Source organism: Dorea sp. 210702-DFI.3.17, from assembly GCF_020560825.1.
Taxonomy (GTDB): domain Bacteria; phylum Bacillota; class Clostridia; order Lachnospirales; family Lachnospiraceae; genus Dorea; species Dorea formicigenerans.
Genome location: NZ_JAJCNB010000006.1, coordinates 73993 through 93627 on the forward strand (window position 1 = coordinate 73993; position 19635 = coordinate 93627).

Genomic DNA, 19635 nt, shown 5'->3' on the forward strand with positions numbered 1-19635 from the left:
GGACAAAACAATGCTATAATTCATTATAGTATGTTTTCAGAAAAATGCAACGAAAGAAGCAGGTGTAGGACTTGAAAAACAAAATCCAGAAATTTTCGAAAGGGAACTTCCGGACCGGTCGTCCAGAAGTTATATTTGAAGAAACGAATCTGGTTCTGATAATCGGTGAAGGGGAAGTATACCGGGGGAGTTTCATAATTAAAAGTGAGAATGAACATGTGATACGGGGCTTAGTTTACCCGTCTTCTTTTCGTGTTAAGCTCAAGGATTCCGGATTTGAAGGAAATCCGGCAAGAGTGGAATTCACATATGACGGGCGTGGTTTAAAACCAGGACACGTAGAAGAAGGTAAATTCACAGTTGTATGTACCGGTGGAGAATATGAACTGTCATTTACGGCAATCATAGAGAAACCTTACGTGATGACCACCTATGGCAAGGTACAGAGTACAGATGATTTCAGAAAGCTGGCAGTAAAAGATTATTCTGAGGCGGCAAGACTATTCCGCTCCAGAGATTTTTATGCCATTTTAAAATATGAGAATGAACGTATCTTTTATCTCTATGATAATATGCGCAAATGGTCACTGGAAGAGCAGGCAATGGAAGAATTTCTTGTAGGAATTAAGCAGAAGGAATGTATTTTCCTGACACTTCCTGGAGAAGGAATGCTCTTTGAGGATATTTTGGAGTCTACAAAAGGTGGTGTGACTCTGATGAAAAATACATGGGGTTATGTGCCAATCCACATTGAGACGGAGGGGCGTTTCTTAAAGGTGTCCAGACAGGAGATTTCTACAGAAGACTTTGTAGGTAACAACTATGAAGTTGAATACTTTGTACGCCCGGAATTCCTTCATGTAGGGCGTAATTACGGCGTAATCCGTTTCCAGACTCCATATGAGACGTTAAGCTATGAAGTAGAAGTGCTGCAGAATCAGGAATATGATGAGAATCACCATGTGCCGGAGCTTTTGATTGCTCAGATATTGAAAGAATATATCGGATTTGTGGCCGGACGGATTGACTTGAAAACATGGGTGGACAGCGCAGTGGAAAAAATGACTGCGGTTCGAAGGATTGAGACGCAGAGCGAATTATATCAACTTGTGCAGGCACATATTTACATGCTGGGTGACCGTATCGAAGAAGCAAAATGGATTCTTGAAAATTACAATTATAATCGTTTTGCCATTGGTAAAGACCCGATCACGAATTGTTATTATCTCTTTCTGACAGCTCAGATCCGGGATAATAAAGCGCATACAGACCGTGTGCTGGATGAATTGGAGAAGACGTATATCCGGCATCAGGATTCATGGCTTCTGCTCTATATGATCATCCAGATGGATCCAAAGTACAAGAATCCATATAAGAAGCTGGAAGTTCTGGAACAGCAGTATGAGTATGGGACAGAGGACGTGTTATTTTATCTGGAGGCATATCTGTGCTACAAGGAGAAGCCGATTCTTCTTCGAAAACTTGGAGAATTTGAACTTCTGGTACTGACATTTGCATCAAAATACCGTCTTATGACGAAGGAACTGGCTCTTTATGTAGCGAATTTTGCCAGCCAGCAGAAGACATTTAATGAGCGGGTTTATCGGATTTTAAAGCGCCTCTATAATATGTACGAAGAGCCGATGATTCTGAATACAATCTGCACTCTTCTGATCAAAGGAAATAAGACATCATCGGAATATTTTCCATGGTATCAGAAAGCAGTGGAGGAAGATTTTCGGATTGCCAGACTTTATGAGTATTATATGATTGCCATGGACGAGACACGTATGCGCGGACCGCTTCCACGGAAAATTTATTTGTATTTTATGCATGGTAATACACTGGATTATCGGAAAGAAGCATTTTTATATGCAAATCTTCTGACTTACAGTGATGATCAGGCAATGTTCTTAAGTTACCGTGAGCAGATTGTGGCATTTACATGGGAGCAGCTCATGAAACGCCATATTACAGAGGCATTGAAGATTCTTTATAAACGTTTCTGCCTGCCAGAGGAAATGGACGAGAAACGAATGAAAGCTATGAGAGATATTTGCTATTCTTATGAGGTTTCCACGAAAGTGCCACATATGCGTTGCGTTCTTGTCATTGAAAAAGATGGTGCCGTCAGGCAACGTATCCCATATGACGAAGAGACCGGTGCAATCATTCAGCTCTACGATAAAGAATCCCGAATTGTGTGGGAGTCCATGGATGGCAGATATTACACAGATTCTATTGCTTACGAGACAAAACGGTTATTTTACGAACCGAGATTCATGGAAATGTGTAAGAAATATGAGGACGAGGCCGGTATGTGGAAGAAGACTGGCGAGGTCGTGGAAGTGACTTTTGACACGTTACGGGAAAGTGGACTGACCGGTGCAGATGAGAGAAAGGTCTTTCGCCTTTGCAGCGAAAAAATCCGCGAGGAAGATCCGGGAGAAGATGCATTTCTCCTTTATCTGACATTTGAAATGTTCAAGAAACAGCAATATGATAAGGCGACGCTGACATATCTGGGTGAATATTTCTGTGGTGCAACAAGAGATATGAAACGTCTTTGGGAAGTTATGCGGGAATATGAGATTCCGTCCTATAAAGTAGCAGAGCGTATTATTACGCAGATGCTGTTCTCGGAAAATATTTTTGATGAAGAGAAAATTTTCGAAGATTATTATCTGTCTGACACAGCATATTTCCGGCTGAAACAGGCATATCTTGCATTTGTTTCCAGAGAGTATATTCTCTATGGAAGAGAACTTGAAACATGTGTATTTCGTATTATTGCCAGAGAATGTGACCAGAAAGAAGAACTTCCGGATGTCTGCAAAGTGGCACTTTTATGTTATTATGCGGGTAGTGATTACCCGGCAGACATAGAAGCCGTCCTGCATCAGCTCTTACGGGAAATGTGTGAAAAACAGATTATTTTTCCAGCGTACATGAAATACAAGGAAGAGTGGCTTCGTGAAGTGCAGCTTTATGATAAGACTATAGTTTCTTATCAGGCAAAAGAAGGAAGTAAAGTAAAATTGTTCTATAAAATCAAGGGTTCCGGTAAGAAAACACTTGGTTATCATTCAGAGATGCTTGTTCCGGTATTTGAGAATCTGTATGTGAAACAGTTTGTACTCTATGCAGATGAGGAACTGGATTATTATATCCAGGAGTCTGATGGAAAAGAGAGCACAAATACAGAAAAGCAGATTATCAGAAATGATCATGCAATTTTAGCTGGGCGTTTCGGAAGAATCAACGCCATGGTCCAGATGACACCGGCAAACCGTAACAAGGCTATGATGGAGTATGAAGAAGAGGATATACTTGCAAAAAAAATGTTCAAACTTTATGAATAAATACAACAAAAAGAGAAAGGAGGAATGGTAATGAAAAGAGGTTGTGTGATTGGCTATGACATCAATGAGAAGGGCTGCCAGATCAGCTATTATGACGACTCTATGGAAGAGCCGGATACAATGATGGCTTCGTCCAATAATTACCTGATTCCTCTTGTATTGGGATATTTTAAAGACCGCTGGGTATTTGGAAAAGAGGCAAAAAGACTGGCGGTCGTAGGAGAAGACTGCACGGAGACGGATCTTTATGGAAAGGCAAAGCGCCGCGAGAAAGTAAGCCTTGCCGGCAAGACTTATGATGCAGTGTGGCTCCTTGCAAAATACATCAGTCTGACACTTCAGGATTTTGAAAATATTCAGTATCTGACATTTACAACTCCGGAGACGGACGTGGATATGGCGAAGATGCTCAAAGGGATCGGTCAACATATTGGCGTAGACAAGGAAATCATCAATGTTCAGGATTATAAAGAAAGCTTTTGCCAGTATATGATTTTTCAGCCAAAAGAACTATGGCAGTATGAATCTGCACTGTTCTATTGTGATGAAGATCGAATCAAGGCATATATGCTTCGAAGACTCCGAGTGGATGCAAGCCACGGCATGAATTCATTTGTGACAGTCGATGAAGTGGCAAATGCCCAGAGAAAGGAACTGGAAGCGCTTTATCCGATTATGAATAAGGAAAAGAGCCCGGACGAAAGTTTCAAGTCTATGATTGAAAATGTGTTCGAAAAAAAGGTTATTTCTTCGGTATATTTAACAGGAGAAGGATTTGAGAAGAACTGGTACCCGAATTCTCTCCGGGTGCTTTGTAACGGCAGACGTGCCTTTATGGGAAATAATCTTTACAGCAAGGGAGCCTGCTATAAATCTATCCGGAAATGTGAGCCAAATGATGACGGACCGATTTATTTAGATGAGACGAAACTGACAGAGAGGATTTGTCTGCGTATGCGTGTGGATGGTCAGGAGGGGTGGTATCCGCTTGTGACATGGGGAACGCATTGGTATGAAGCAGATGGACAGTGGGAAGTGCTCCTGGAGGACGCTTCTGATATTGAAATTTTAGTGGAAAGTCTGGTAGACGAAGAAGTACAGGTGGAGAAAGTATCGCTGGAAGGTCTTCCGAAGAGAACAGATTATTCTTTAAGACTTCAAGTAGAGGCTATGTTTTTAGATGAACGTACCTGTAAATTGACATTTCGCGATGTGGGATTTGGCGAATTCTTCACCCCGACAGATTTCCGGGTGGAGAAGACAATTCAGTTAGGAGGAATCAATGGGCAGTTTAATTCTATGTCATAGTAAACGTGCAAAGCGCCCGTACGAGATTTCCCGGGTGCATATGCGAATTTATACAATTGAAGAATTATGTTATTATCTGTGTAATAATTTGTATTTAATTGATTATACAATTATGAACCGGAGACTGTGTGACTGGTTGGAAGACGAACTTGGTCTTGCAAAAATGGCGGAGGATCTGCGCCGTGATCTGGATCAGAATGCGACATTAGAAGAGTTCGTACTTACAATATTGAAAGGATCTGTGATTTATGCACCATCAGAGATCGGGAAGATTCAGAATCTTTTGGAGCAGCTGAAAAACCAAAGAGATGTAGAACGTGCGAAGTATAAGGCGGACAGTTTAATGAAATCAGGAGAATATGAGTCTGCGATTTTGGTGTATCAATCCATTTTAAGTCAGGACTGGGATGAGTCCGTGAATAAAAAATTCTATGGAAAAATATACGGCTGTCTCGGTAGCGCTTATGGATACCTGTTTCTTTATAAAGAAGCAGCACTGATGTTTAAGGAGGCTTACAGCATCTGTGAGGAAGAAGATATGCTGAAAGCATATATTTATTGCTGCTATCGGGGACTTCCGGAAAAAGATTATGTAAAAATGTTATCCGGGAATTCGATGTTTCTTTCAATGTCTGCAAAGATTAAAGCAGAGATGGAGGAAGCAAAGAAGGAAAATGATCTGGATTTTTCTGATGAGAAGCTGATTACGTGGAAAAGCGAGAACCGCAGGATTGACAAGAAGTCCTGAATATGTTACTATAACAAAGCAATTTAGCGTGGTAAAGTAATCAATTGGTAAATTGATAAAAGATTACACCGCATCGCAAAGCAATAGGAGATTCGAAAGAAAAAGGTATTTCTCGAGGTTAAATTCGAATCGGGATTTGCGAAAAAAGCTTTGAGTTCAGGAGGATAATAAAGATGAAAAAGAGAGCTGCACTTTTAGTTGCACTTTCACTGGCAGTTGTTACGGTTCTTGCCGGCTGTGGTGGAAAGGACAGTAGTAAATCGGCAGATTCAAAAGATTCTGCAGCTACATTTGAAGAAAAAAAAGAAGGAGATACATTTACGGTAGGATTCGATCAGGATTTTCCACCGATGGGATTTGTAGGAGACGACGGTGAGTATACAGGATTTGATTTAGAGCTGGCCAAGGAAGTATGTGACCGCAATGGCTGGGAATTCAATCCGGAACCGATTGCCTGGGATTCTAAAGATGCACTTTTGAAATCCGGAGAGATTGACTGTATCTGGAACGGATTTACCATGAATGGAAGAGAAGATGAATATACATGGTCAGAGCCTTATCTTGATAATCAGCAGGTATTTGTCGTAAGAGCAGATTCTGGAATCAATTCCGAAAAGGATCTTGCAGGAAAGACTGTTGATGTACAGACAGATTCTTCCGCAGAGGCAGCATTAAAAGATAATACAGAACTTAGCTCTACATTTTCAACAGAAATCATTCCGGATTACAATACAGGATTTATGAATCTGGAATCAGGAGCTGTTGATGCTGTCGCAATGGATATTGTAGTAGCAAAGTATCAGATTGAATCACGTTCTGCAGAATTTAAGATTCTCGATTATGAAATTGCTTCTGAGCAGTACGGAGTTGGATTTGCAAAAGGAAATGATGCTGTAAAAGATCAGGTTCAGAAGACGCTGGAAGAGATGGCGGCAGACGGAACACTTGCAAAGATTTCTACAAAATGGTTTGGTGAAGATATCACAACAATTGGAAAATAAATAAACAGACTAACTGGAAAGACCGGGTCGTCCTGAAAACGGGTGATCCGTTTTTCTTGAAAAGCGATGACAATGATTCGCGAGGAGGAATTTTGGTATGGCAACATCAGTCATGTTACAAAAATTAGGAGAAGGAATGGTTACGTCACTGTGGATATTTGCAGTGACATTGATATTTTCTCTGCCGTTAGGACTTTTGATCTCTTTTGGCAGAATGTCAAAGAATAAGATTATCAGTACAATTTTTAAACTTTATATATCAGTGATGAGAGGAACTCCGCTGATGCTTCAGCTTATGGTAATCTATTTTGGACCGTTTTATATTTTGGGTGTACAGATTTCCCAGTCCTGGAAGAATATGGCTGTGGCAATTGGATTTGTACTGAACTATGCAGCATATTTTGCAGAAATTTATCGCGGGGGAATTGAGTCTATGCCGCAAGGACAGTATGAAGCTGCAAAGATACTTGGATACACAAAGGCTCAGACGTTCATAAGAATTATTCTTCCGCAGGTCATCAAACGAATCCTTCCGGCAATTACAAATGAGACCATTACACTTGTAAAGGATACATCTCTTGCATTTACAATCGGTGTGACAGAGATGTTTACGATGGCAAAAGCACTTGCTTCCGGCCAGGTATCCATGCTCCCATATGCATTTGCGGCTCTGTTCTATTACATACTGAATCTTGTGGTTGCATTTATTATGGAACGGATTGAGAAGAAAATGAATTATTATCGGTAGGAGGAAAAGTCATGAGTCTTCTGGAAATAAAAAATGTGAAGAAAAATTTTGGAGGAGTGGAAGTATTAAAAGACATTTCTCTAAAAGTAGATAAAGGAGAAGTGCTTGGAATTATCGGACCATCCGGTTCCGGAAAATCTACACTTCTTCGTTGCGCAACAGGACTTGAGACACCGGATGATGGAGAAATCAATTATGATGGAACATTTGGACTTGTGTTTCAGAATTTCAATTTGTTCCCACATTATTCGGTTATGAAGAATATCACAGATGCACCGCTTCGTGTGCAAAAGAGAAAAAAAGAGGAAGTGTACAAAGAGGCGAGAGAGCTGCTTGCGAAGATGGGACTTGCTGATAAGGAAAACGCTTATCCGTATCAGCTTTCGGGTGGGCAGCAGCAGAGAGTATCAATCGCCCGTGCACTTGCTATGAATCCGGATATTCTGTTTTTTGATGAACCGACTTCAGCACTGGATCCGGAGCTTACCGGCGAGATTCTGAAAGTCATCAAAGATCTGGCTGCAGAGCACATGACAATGGTGATCGTTACACATGAAATGAATTTTGCGAAAAATGTTTCAGATCATGTAATTTTCATGGATAACGGTTATATTGCTGTGGAAGGAACGCCGGAGGAGGTATTTGGTTCTTCTAACGAAAGAATGAAAGAATTCCTTGGGAAATTTAGCGAAAACTAATAAATGGAGTCTTAATATTAATAATACTAATAAATAAACCAAAATAAAAATAATGACTGAGTAAGACTTAAGGGCAGGTGGGGCAATTGCATTTCCATCTGCCTTGTATTATACTTAAAAACATCTGATGACTGATAGGAAGAAGGAGTTACATTCATGAGCAACTATGAGAAGATAACAACAGGTATGGGTGAAGAATGTGGTGTATTCGGAGCATATGATATGGATGGAGGAGATGTAGCACCATCTGTATATTATGGTTTATTTGCTTTGCAGCACAGAGGACAGGAAAGCTGTGGAATTGCAGTGACAGACACATACGGAGAGCGCAAAGTTCATTCGAAGAAGGGGCTTGGCCTTGTAAACGAAGTGTTTGATGAGGAAGCCTTAGAAGGGTTGAAAGGTAATCTTGGTGTCGGACATGTCCGTTATTCAACTGCAGGGGCAACGAAGGTAGAAAATGCTATGCCACTTGTTCTGAACTATGTGAAAGGTACTCTGGCAATTGCCCATAATGGTAATCTGACAAATGCTGTGGAGCTTCGTCATGAACTGGAATATACAGGAGCAATTTTCCAGACGACCATTGACTCAGAAGTAATCGCGTATCATATTGCAAGAGAACGACTGAAGACGGCAAAAGCAGAGGAAGCTGTCCGTAATGCTATGCAAAAGATTGAAGGTGCTTACGCACTGGTTGTGATTTCTCCAAGAAAAATGATTGGAGCGAGAGATCCGTTCGGACTACGTCCGCTTTGTATCGGAAAAAGAGATAATACATATTTTCTTGCATCAGAGAGCTGTGCGATCGCAGCAGTAGGCGGCGAATTTGTAAGAGATGTAGAACCAGGTGAGATTGTAAGCTTTACAAAGAATGGCATTACATCAGATAAATCTATGGCAATCTCTCCTAAGAAACAGGCGAGATGTATTTTTGAGTATATTTATTTCGCTAGAACGGACAGTACAATTGATAAAGTTAATGTTTATCATTCTAGAATTACGGCAGGAAAAGCATTGGCACAGTCCTATCCGGTGGAGGCAGATCTTGTAGTGGGTGTGCCGGATTCCGGTCTGGTAGCTGCAAAAGGATATTCAGAAGAGTCAGGAATTCCTTATGGTATGGCTTTTCATAAGAATAGTTATGTGGGAAGAACATTTATCAAACCAAAGCAGAGCCAGAGGGAGAGCAGTGTTAAGATTAAACTAAATGTTATCGAGGAAGTAGTAAAAGGAAAGAGAATTGTCATGGTCGATGATTCTATCGTACGTGGTACAACCTGTGCGAATATTATAAAGATGTTGAAAAAGGCAGGAGCAACAGAAGTTCATGTAAGAATTAGCTCTCCGCCGTTTTTACATCCTTGTTATTTTGGAACAGATGTACCGTCCAATGATCAGCTTATTGCACATTCTCATACGACGGAGGAAATCCGCGAGATGATCGGTGCTGACTCACTGGGGTATATGGAAATCGGTAAGTTGAAAGATATGGTCGGAGAGCTGGCGTATTGTGATGCATGCTTTACAGGAAATTATCCGATGAAAGTTCCGACAGAGGACATTTCTCATGCATTCGATTAATTGTAAGATGTGATTTTTTATAAATGTGTTGATAGCAGGAGAAGGTATCCTGTATAATGATAATGTAGAAATAATATGTGAAGAAATCACTTAAATGTGGTATATCAGGGAGGAAGAAAAATGAGCTACGATAGATATGTAAGTCCGCTTTCAGAGCGCTACGCAAGTAAGGAGATGCAGTATGTATTTTCACCAGATAAAAAATTTAAGACGTGGAGAAGACTCTGGATCGCTCTGGCAGAGACAGAAAAAGAACTGGGACTGTCCATTACGCAGGAGCAGATCGATGAACTGAAAGCTCACGCAGGAGATATCAATTATGAGGTGGCAAAAGAACGTGAGAAAGTTGTGCGCCACGATGTAATGTCTCATGTGTATGCATATGGACAGCAGTGTCCGAAAGCGAAAGGAATTATTCATCTGGGAGCAACTTCATGCTATGTAGGAGATAATACAGATATTATTGTAATGTCTGAGGCACTTGAGATTGTAAGAAAAAAACTGATAAATGTTATTGCAGAACTTGCAAAATTTGCGAATAATTATAAAAATCAGCCGACACTTGCCTTTACACATTTTCAGCCGGCACAGCCGACAACGGTTGGAAAGCGTGCAACACTTTGGATGCAGGAATTCCTGATGGATCTTCAGGATCTGGAATATGTAAAAAGTACATTAAAGCTTCTTGGATCTAAGGGAACGACCGGAACTCAGGCAAGCTTTTTGGAGCTTTTTGATGGAGATCAGGAAAAAATCGATCAGATTGATCCGATGATCGCAAAGAAGCTTGGATTCGAAGCATGTTATCCGGTATCAGGACAGACTTATTCCAGAAAAGTTGATACAAGAGTACTGAATGTACTGGCGGGAATTGCAGCCAGTGCACACAAATTCTCAAATGACATTCGCCTGCTCCAGCATTTGAAAGAAGTAGAGGAACCGTTTGAGAAGACACAGATAGGATCATCTGCTATGGCATACAAGAGAAATCCGATGAGAAGTGAGCGTATTGCATCTCTTTCCAGATATGTAATGATTGATGCACTTAATCCTGCGATTACATCTGCAACACAGTGGTTCGAGAGAACACTTGATGATTCTGCAAATAAGCGACTCAGCGTTCCGGAAGGATTCCTTGCAATTGACGGTATCCTGGATCTTTGTCTGAATGTTGTAGATGGACTGGTTGTATATCCGAAGGTTATTGAGAAACGGCTGATGTCTGAACTTCCGTTCATGGCAACTGAGAATATTATGATGGATGCAGTAAAAGCAGGTGGAGACAGACAGGAACTCCATGAGAGAATCCGTGAGCTTTCTATGGAGGCCGGACGTAATGTGAAGGAAAAAGGTCTGGATAACAACTTACTTGACCTGATTGCAGCAGATCCGGCATTTGGTCTGAATGAGGAAGAGTTAAAGAAGACGATGGATCCGGCAAAATATGTTGGACGTGCGCCGCTTCAGGTGGAAAATTTCCTGAAAAAAGTTGTGGATCCAGTTCTGGAAGCTAATAAAGATGTGCTTGGCATGACAGCAGAAATCAATGTATAAATATACAAAAAAATGTATTAAGAAGCGAGGAAACTCGCTTCTTTTTTAGTCCATTTTTGCGAATTATCAAAATTAATCACTGTTTATATTAAAATTGGTTGCAAATTTTGTGTTAATAAACTATAATTCTATGTAAAAGAAGTTAGCAAGTTACAAACAACTTCGCAAAACTTCAAAATGTAACTAATGATGTCTATCTAAAGTGAAAAGGGGGAAGCTATATGGAGACATTAAATAACATTGTATTGACAATTCAGAATTACATGTCAAACTACATTTTGGTAATTGCACTTCTTGGAGCAGGACTTTGGTTCTCAATCAGACTTGGTTTTATCCAGGTTCGGGGATTTGGCGAAAGTATGAGAAGAACCTTTGGCGGTCTGTTTAGTAAAAAAGGCGCAGCTGGAAAAGACGGAATGTCATCATTCCAGGCATTGGCAACAGCTATTGCAGCTCAGGTAGGAACCGGTAATATCGCCGGAGCAGCTACCGCACTTGCAATCGGTGGAGCCGGAGCGATTTTCTGGATGTGGATCGCAGCATTCCTTGGAATGGCAACGATTTATGCAGAAGCGCTTATGGCACAGAAGTACAAAACAGTTGGTGCAGATGGTCAGGTCACAGGAGGACCGGTATACTACATTAGAGCAGCGTTCAAAGGAACATTCGGAAAAGTACTTGCAGCACTTTTTGCAATCTTGATCACATTAGCACTTGGATTTATGGGTAACGCAGTTCAGTCTAACTCTATCGCAGCAGCTTTCCATACAGCATTTGGTATTCCACAGTGGATTATGGGAGTTGTTGTAGCAGTGATCGCACTCTTTGTATTTGCAGGTGGTATTGAGCGTATCGCGAAAGTTACAGAAACAATCGTACCGCTTATGGCAGCACTTTATATCGTAGGTGCATTGATCGTTATTATTTACAATTACAAGAATATTCCTTATGCATTTGCATCTATTTTTGTTGGAGCATTTGCACCACAGTCTGTAGTCGGTGGAGCAGCCGGTGCAACTGTTAAGTTAGCTCTTACAAAAGGTGTAGCAAGAGGATTGTTCTCTAATGAAGCTGGTATGGGATCTACGCCGCATGCTCATGCAGTAGCAAAGGTTAATCATCCGGTAGAACAGGGATTTGTGGCTATGGCAGGTGTATTTATTGATACATTTATCGTATTGAATCTGACAGCATTAGTTATCCTGACAACAAAGTCTATTCCAACTGGAAAGACAGGAGCAGAACTTAGCCAGTATGCATTCTCTACATTATATGGAAAAGGCGGAAATATCTTTATTGCAATTTGCATGTTCTTCTTCGCATTTTCAACAATCATTGGTTGGTATTTCTTCGGTCAGGCCAATGTAAAATACTTATTTGGACCTAAGGCAGTAAAGATTTATTCAGTATTAGCAGCTGTTTGTGTATTCCTTGGATCTCTCGCAGAAGTTGATCTTGTTTGGAATATGGCAGATTGCTTCAACTCCTTAATGGTAATCCCGAATATCCTTGCATTGTTTGCATTGAGCAAGGTAATCAGCCAGGTACATAAAGATTACTTCAAAAACTTTAACAAAGCAAAATAGACTAATTAATAGAAAAAACATAAGTTAAGATAGTGTTAAGAAAAGAAGTCCGGCAGAATTAAAACTGCCGGGCTTCTTTGGCGTTAAAAAGTGGTTGATTAATTTAAAAAAACAATGCATAAATATTCGGAAAATAACGACTAATGTATTATGATTAAAGAATATATATAAGAAAAGATTAGAATAAATAAAAAATAATCATTGTTTACAGAAAATTATGTTGAAAAAAAGATTAATTTCGGTTATACTAAAACTCGAGAAGCACGAATACATTATTACAAATGTCTTTCGAAAAGGAAAAAAAGGGGGTCGTTTTATGGAGACATTAAATAACATTGTATTGACGATTCAGAATTACATGTCAAACTACGTACTGATTATTGCACTGTTAGGTGCGGGCCTTTGGTTCTCGTTCAGACTCGGGTTTATCCAGGTAAGAGGATTTGGCGAAGGAATGAGAAGAACTTTTGGCGGTCTGTTCAGTAAGAAAGGAGAAGCCGGAGCGGATGGAATGTCATCATTCCAGGCATTGGCAACAGCGATTGCGGCACAGGTAGGAACCGGTAATATTGCCGGAGCGGCAACAGCACTTGCGATTGGTGGACCTGGAGCAATCTTCTGGATGTGGATCGCGGCATTCCTTGGAATGGCAACTATCTATGCAGAAGCAATTATGGCACAGAAGTATAAGACGGTCGGAGCGGACGGACAGGTCACAGGAGGACCGGTTTACTACATAAGAGCAGCATTCAAGGGGACGTTTGGAAAAGTTCTTGCTGGAATTTTTGCAATACTGATTACACTTGCACTTGGATTTATGGGTAATGCAGTACAGTCTAACTCTATTGCGGCATCATTCCATACAGCATTTGGTATTCCACAGTGGATCATGGGTCTTGTAGTAGCGGTGATTGCAATTTTTGTATTCATGGGTGGTATGAAACGAATTGCAAAAGTTACGGAAACAATCGTACCATTTATGGCAGCTTTATATATTATCGGCTCATTAATCGTAATTATTTACAACTATAAAAATATTCCTTATGCATTTGCATCTATCTTTATCGGCGCATTTTCTCCGAGCTCTGTAGTCGGTGGAGCAGCCGGTGCAACTGTGAAGCTTGCACTTACAAAAGGTGTAGCAAGAGGATTGTTCTCTAACGAAGCTGGTATGGGATCCACACCACATGCGCATGCAGTAGCTAAAGTGGATCATCCGGTAGAGCAGGGATTTGTGGCTATGACAGGTGTATTTATTGATACATTCGTTGTACTGAATCTGACAGCGCTTGTTATCCTGACAACGAAATCTATCCCGAGCGGAAAGACAGGAGCAGAACTTAGCCAGTATGCATTCTCTACATTATATGGAAAAGGCGGAGACATCTTCGTAGCTATCTGTATGTTCTTCTTCGCTTTTTCTACTATCATAGGATGGTATTTCTTTGGTCAGGCTAATATCAAATATTTGTTTGGACCGAAAGCAGTGAAAATCTATTCTGTAGCTGCAGCGGTTTGTGTATTCCTTGGTTCTCTTGCAGAGGTTGACCTTGTATGGAATATGGCAGATTGTTTCAATTCTTTGATGGTAGTACCAAATATTCTTGCATTATTTGCGCTGAGTAAAGTAATCAGCCAGGTGCATGAAGATTACTTTAAAAACTTTAAAAAGAAAAATAATTCATAGATGGCGTCGATAAATAATTGAATAATTGATAGTAGAATCAGTAAACTCCAGTTGCAAATAAACTGGAGTTTACTGTGATAAAGCGTTAAATTAAGAAGCACTAATAAATAAAAGTAGAACATCTTATAATAAAAAGTTAAATTGTTTGTGAACTAATAGAATATTGTGAAAAACGGGATATATTATTTATAGACAAAACAAATGTAATGGCAATTGTGACCAAAAAGGGACATTGCGAAATGTGCATAATGACTAAAAAAAGAAAGTTATGGCAAAAGGGTTGCAAATAAATTAACAATACGTTATTATAGATACAGGCAATGGGAGATATTCATTGTCTCTATAAAATAAAAGTGAATAGCGGGATGATCTTTCTTAAGAGAGAGTCTTTACTAAAGAAGACCGCCGAAGAGGCAAGCCAAGGTATGCTGGTGGACATATCAGGGGTGAAACTTTCAGGCAAAAGGACTGAGAAAGGGACTGCGTTCTGAATCTTGTGTTGAAAAGAAAGGCTATCTAAGAAGAACGGTCAAGACAAAAGACAGAAAGGCGATGCACACACAATATTGGTGTTGTATCGTCTTTTTTTAAATCCTACCGGATAGCTGGAAAGAATGACACAATACTTATTTCATCTATGCAAGAAATCAAAAATGGAAGGCGGATAAAAAATGAAGAAAGATTACATTATAATAACGAACAATCCATTAGTTCCACAGATGCTTGATGAAGAGCATGAAGTGGATTATAGTGAGATTTCTTATGAGGATGTATTGGGGAAAGTTAGAGACAGGATACACGAAGGACATTTGCTTTTATCACATCCATTATCTGGAAGCGTGAAGCCGAATGAAACACCATATAAGTCGGTTATGATCTCACGTAAAGCCGGAAAACTGGATGAGAGGTCATTGTCAATTATAGAAGGAGCCATAAGATCCTGTGCAAAGTTTGAGTTCAAGTCAGAAAAGTACAGAGAATTCATGCCAGAGACATTCAAAGACTTCCAGTTAATTGACTGGACCCTGTTACAAAGCGCTATTTCATCCGCAGATGTGTGGTAGGTCGAGTAGCGAGAGGTTGTTAAAGCATTTAGCTTACACAATAATATCAAAATTCTTGAAGGAGGGAACCATAAGTGAGAAGATTGGAAATGGGACACATTTACATTAAGGATATCCAGTTCGCAGCAGAGTCTAAGATCGAAGATGGAATTCTTTATGTAAACAAAGAAGCTGTAGAGGCTGTTGCTCTTGAGGATGAGCACATTAAGAGCGTATCATTTGATATTGCTAGACCAGGTGAGTCAGTGAGAATCACACCGGTTAAAGACGTTATCGAGCCACGTGTAAAGGTTGAAGGAAGAGGAGGAGTCTTCCCGGGAGTAATCAACAAAGTAGATACAGTTGGTGAAGGAAAAACTTATGCATTAAAAGGAATGGCTGTTGTTACAGCTGGTAAGATCGTTGGATTCCAGGAAGGTATCATCGATATGACAGGTGTTGGAGCACAGTATACACCATTCTCAAAAACATTAAATCTTGTTATGGTATGTGAGCCAGTTGATAACATCAAACAGCATGATTATGAGAAAGCTGTTCGTTTCGCTGGATTCAGAGTTGCTGTATATCTTGGGGAATTAGCACGTGATCTTACACCAGATGAGACAAAGGTTTATGAGACATACGGGGTTATGGAAGGAAAAGAAAAATTCCCAGATCTTCCGAGAGTTGCTTATGTACAGATGTTACAGAGCCAGGGACTTCTTCATGACACATATGTATACGGAGTAGATGCTAAGAAGACACTTTCTACTCTGATGACACCAACAGAGATCATGGACGGAGCTATCGTATCCGGTAACTGTGTATCTGCTTGTGATAAAAACCCAACATATGTTCACGAGAATAACCCGGTTATTCACGATTTATTTGAGGAGCATGGTAAAACTATTAACTTTGTTTGCCACATCCTTACAAATGAGAACGTTTACCTTGCAGACAAGATGCGTTCTTCTGACTGGACAGCAAAACTTTGCCGTTTCTTAGACCTGGATGCTGTAATCGTATCTCAGGAGGGATTCGGTAACCCAGATACAGACCTTATCATGAACACAAAGAAAATTGAGGCTGAAGGCGTTAAGACTGTTATCATTACAGATGAGTATGCTGGACGTGATGGAAAATCTCAGTCACTTGCTGACTCTGATCCGGCTGCAGATGCTGTAGTAACAGGTGGAAATGCTAATGAGCTGATTCACCTTCCAAAACTTGATAAAGTTATCGGAACTTTAGACTATGTTAACGTTATCGCTGGTGCCAGCGACAAGACTCTTCAGGAGGACGGATCTCTTGAAGTTGAGATTCAGGTTATGACTGGCGCAACAAACGAGACAGGATTCAACGTACTGAGTGCACGATAGAAAGGGAGGACGAATCATAATGAGTAAAATTAGAGTTGTACATTATATCAACCAGTTCTTCGCTAATATCGGTGGAGAAGAAAAAGCAGATTACCCTGCAGAGCTTCGCGTAGGAGAGGTCGTAGGACCAGGACTCGCTCTTGCTCAGAAATTTGGAGATGAAGCTGAGATCGTTGCTACAATCGTATGTGGTGACTCTTACTTCAATGAGAATCTTGAAAAAGCTAAAGCTGAGATTCTTGAGATGGTTAAAGGACAGAATGCTGATCTGTTCATCGCTGGACCTGCATTCAACGCCGGACGTTACGGAGTTGCTTGTGGAACAGTTTGCGATATGATTAAAGAGGAGCTTGGAATCCCAGTAGTTACAGGAATGTACGTTGAGAACCCAGGTGCTGATATGTTCAAAGACAAAGTATACATTGTTCCTACAAAGAACAGTGCAGCTGGTATGAGAGATGCAATTGGAAAATTAGCTCCACTTGCTATGAAACTTGCTAAAGGTGAGAAGATTGGTGCTTCTTGCGAAGACAACTACATGCCAAACGGTATCCGTGTAAACTTATTCGAGGAGAAACGTGGATCAAAACGTGCTGTTGAGATGCTTCTTAAGAAGATTGCTGGTAAGCCATTCGTAACAGAGTTCCCAATGCCGACATTCGACAAGGTTGCTCCACAGCCGGCTATCAAAGATCTTAGCAAAGCTACAATCGCTCTGTGTACATCCGGTGGTATTGTTCCGAAGGGTAATCCAGATCACATCGAGTCATCTAATGCTACAAGATATGGTGAGTATGACATTACAGGTGTTAACGATCTGACAGAGGAGACATACGAGACAGCTCATGGTGGATACGATCCGGTATACGCTAACGAGGATGCTGACCGTGTACTTCCAGTAGACGTTATGCGTGAGTTCGAGCGTGAGGGTGTTATTGGAAAACTTCACAATAAATTCTATACAACAGTTGGTAACGGAACAGCCGTATTATCAGCTAAAGCATTCGCTGATGAGTATGCTCAGAAGCTGATCGCTGATGGTGTTGATGCAGTTATCATGACCTCCACTTGAGGTACCTGTACACGTTGCGGTGCAACGATGGTAAAAGCTATTGAAGCTGCAGGACTTCCAGTAGTTCATATGTGTACTGTAACTCCAATTTCTATGACAGTTGGAGCTAACAGAATCGTTCCTACAATCGCTATTCCACATCCACTTGGAAATCCGGAGCTGGATAAAGATGAGGAGTACGCACTTCGTAAATCCTTAGTTAAGAAAGCTCTTGAAGCTCTTACAACAGAGGTTGATAAACAGACAATTTTTGAGTAAAATTGTGCATTTTATAAAAAATATGCGTTTCATTTTTGAAAACTATGTGCTATATTGTATGTAGCGTTATAGAATAAAAATGAAAAAAGGAGAATTTCGTTATGAGCAAAATTTATGACGTAATTGTCCTGGGTGCAGGTCCTGCTGGATTAGCAGCAGGACTGTACGCAGGAAGAAGTCGCTTGTCAGTTCTTATCGTTGAGAAAGGACAGGATGGCGGACAGATTTCAATCACAGATGAGATTGAAAACTATCCTGGACAGATTGTGGATCAGCCGGAGTCAGGTCCGTCTCTGATCGCACGTATGACAGAGCAGGCTAAAAAGTTTGGGGCTGAGCGTGTTTCTGACACAATCAAAGAAGTTTCACTTGAGGGAGATGTAAAAGTCCTCAAAGGTGAAAAGGGTGAGTATCAGGCAAAGAATATTATCATTGCTACAGGTGCTCATGCAAGACCAATCGGTTGCAAGGGTGAGGCAGAGTTCCTTGGAAGAGGAGTTTCTTACTGCGCTACTTGTGACGCTAACTTCTTCGAGGATTTCGAGGTATATGTAGTAGGTGGTGGAGATTCTGCTGTTGAAGAGGCTATGTACCTTACAAAATTCGCTAGAAAAGTTACAATCATTCACAGACGTGATGAGCTGCGTGCAGCAAAATCCATTCAGGAGAAAGCTTTCAAAAACGACAAACTTCACTTTATGTGGGATACAGTTGTTGAGGAAGTTGGAGGAGATGGAATCCTTTCCTGGATGACAGTTAAGAATGTAAAAACTGGAGAAGTTACTAAGATCGAAGCTGACGAAGACGACGGAATGTTCGGAGTATTCGGATTCATCGGTACTATTCCTAATTCTGACATCTTCAAGGGAAGTGTTGAGATGGATGAAAGAGGATATATTCCAACTGATGCGGACATGCATACAAATATCCCAGGCGTATACGCTGCTGGTGATGTACGCGTGAAAAGCCTGAGACAGGTTGTTACTGCTGCAGCTGACGGAGCGATCGCTGCAGTTATGGTAGAGAGAAGCATGGCGTAGAGTATATATTCTATTTCATAAATAAGACTTAAAAGGAGGATCAGACCAATGATAGAAGTAGATAAGAATACGTTCCAGACAGAGGTTCTGGAAGCTGAAGGATATGTATTCGTTGACTTTTTCGGTGACGGATGTGTTCCTTGTGCAGCACTTATGCCAAAGGTACATGAGTTCGCTGACACATACGGAGATAAACTTAAGTTTACATCTCTGAATACAACAAAGGCTCGTCGTCTGGCAATCGGCCAGAAGATTCTTGGCCTTCCGGTTATGGCAATCTACAAAGATGGAGAAAAAGTAGATGAGCTTGTAAAAGATGATTGTACACCGGAGACAATCGAAGCGATGATCAAGAAATACATCTAATAATTAGGTGAGTTCTTTGTCATATATATTTAAATAAACATGTTTTTTACCAAAAGAAAGGAGAAAGCATAATTATGGCTATTTTAGAGGGAAAAAAAGCAATAATTATCGGAGACCGTGATGGAATTCCGGGACCAGCTATCGCTGAGTGCGTAAAAACTGCTGGTGCTGAAGTAGTATTTTCATCTACGGAGTGTTTCG

General features: G+C 40.6%; 15 protein-coding genes, 1 pseudogene and 1 riboswitch. All 16 genes and pseudogenes read left to right on the top strand.

What is annotated here, in order from left to right; all coding sequences use genetic code 11:
- Positions 1 to 71 precede the first annotated feature (71 nt).
- The gene (locus LI149_RS05750) at positions 72 to 3362 is read left to right on the top strand and encodes a DUF5717 family protein (protein WP_227143082.1); all 3291 of its coding nucleotides are present in this window, start codon (positions 72 to 74) and stop codon (positions 3360 to 3362) included.
- A 30-nt stretch (positions 3363 to 3392) separates the two neighbouring features.
- Complete coding sequence (locus LI149_RS05755; protein WP_022279697.1) at positions 3393 to 4670, top strand: DUF5716 family protein; 1278 nt, start codon at positions 3393 to 3395, stop codon at positions 4668 to 4670.
- Entirely contained in the window at positions 4645 to 5418 is a 774-nt protein-coding gene (locus tag LI149_RS05760) for a hypothetical protein (protein WP_173789837.1), read from the top strand. Before LI149_RS05755 ends, LI149_RS05760 begins: the two co-directional genes overlap by 26 nt.
- Before the next feature lie 173 nt (positions 5419 to 5591).
- The gene (locus LI149_RS05765) at positions 5592 to 6419 is read left to right on the top strand and encodes an amino acid ABC transporter substrate-binding protein (protein WP_005331262.1); all 828 of its coding nucleotides are present in this window, start codon (positions 5592 to 5594) and stop codon (positions 6417 to 6419) included.
- 97 nt (positions 6420 to 6516) lie between these two features.
- On the top strand, positions 6517 to 7167 hold the full coding sequence (locus tag LI149_RS05770; protein WP_005342126.1) for an amino acid ABC transporter permease: 651 nt from the start codon (positions 6517 to 6519) through the stop codon (positions 7165 to 7167).
- An 11-nt stretch (positions 7168 to 7178) separates the two neighbouring features.
- Positions 7179 to 7865 (top strand): amino acid ABC transporter ATP-binding protein, encoded by a 687-nt coding sequence (locus LI149_RS05775; protein ID WP_117495129.1) that lies wholly within the window; start codon positions 7179 to 7181, stop codon positions 7863 to 7865.
- Between the two features lie 156 nt (positions 7866 to 8021).
- Complete coding sequence (gene purF, locus LI149_RS05780) at positions 8022 to 9449, top strand: amidophosphoribosyltransferase (protein WP_117613536.1); 1428 nt, start codon at positions 8022 to 8024, stop codon at positions 9447 to 9449.
- Positions 9450 to 9569: 120 nt separating this feature from the next.
- Positions 9570 to 11003, top strand: coding sequence for an adenylosuccinate lyase (purB, locus tag LI149_RS05785; RefSeq protein ID WP_227143083.1), 1434 nt, complete (start codon positions 9570 to 9572; stop codon positions 11001 to 11003).
- A gap of 221 nt (positions 11004 to 11224) precedes the next feature.
- Positions 11225 to 12589, top strand: coding sequence for a sodium:alanine symporter family protein (locus tag LI149_RS05790; RefSeq protein WP_117613537.1), 1365 nt, complete (start codon positions 11225 to 11227; stop codon positions 12587 to 12589).
- 316 nt (positions 12590 to 12905) lie between these two features.
- Positions 12906 to 14276 (top strand): sodium:alanine symporter family protein, encoded by a 1371-nt coding sequence (locus LI149_RS05795; protein ID WP_118145373.1) that lies wholly within the window; start codon positions 12906 to 12908, stop codon positions 14274 to 14276.
- A 366-nt stretch (positions 14277 to 14642) separates the two neighbouring features.
- A riboswitch (glycine riboswitch) is annotated at positions 14643 to 14757 on the top strand.
- Between the two features lie 190 nt (positions 14758 to 14947).
- Positions 14948 to 15340: a GrdX family protein gene (locus LI149_RS05800; RefSeq protein WP_005331254.1), complete on the top strand. Its 393-nt coding sequence runs from the start codon at positions 14948 to 14950 to the stop codon at positions 15338 to 15340.
- An 89-nt stretch (positions 15341 to 15429) separates the two neighbouring features.
- Positions 15430 to 16698, top strand: a complete 1269-nt coding sequence (locus LI149_RS05805) for a glycine/sarcosine/betaine reductase component B subunit (RefSeq protein ID WP_005331252.1) — start codon at positions 15430 to 15432, stop codon at positions 16696 to 16698.
- 19 nt (positions 16699 to 16717) lie between these two features.
- Complete coding sequence (grdB, locus tag LI149_RS05810; RefSeq protein WP_081445654.1) at positions 16718 to 18028, top strand: glycine reductase complex selenoprotein B; 1311 nt, start codon at positions 16718 to 16720, stop codon at positions 18026 to 18028.
- Positions 18029 to 18129: 101 nt separating this feature from the next.
- Positions 18130 to 19068, top strand: a complete 939-nt coding sequence (trxB, locus tag LI149_RS05815) for a thioredoxin-disulfide reductase (RefSeq protein WP_005331246.1) — start codon at positions 18130 to 18132, stop codon at positions 19066 to 19068.
- 48 nt (positions 19069 to 19116) lie between these two features.
- Positions 19117 to 19434: a co-chaperone YbbN gene (locus tag LI149_RS05820; RefSeq protein WP_005331244.1), complete on the top strand. Its 318-nt coding sequence runs from the start codon at positions 19117 to 19119 to the stop codon at positions 19432 to 19434.
- Between the two features lie 74 nt (positions 19435 to 19508).
- Positions 19509 to 19635: pseudogene (locus LI149_RS05825) on the top strand (glycine/sarcosine/betaine reductase complex selenoprotein A); the annotation flags it as partial.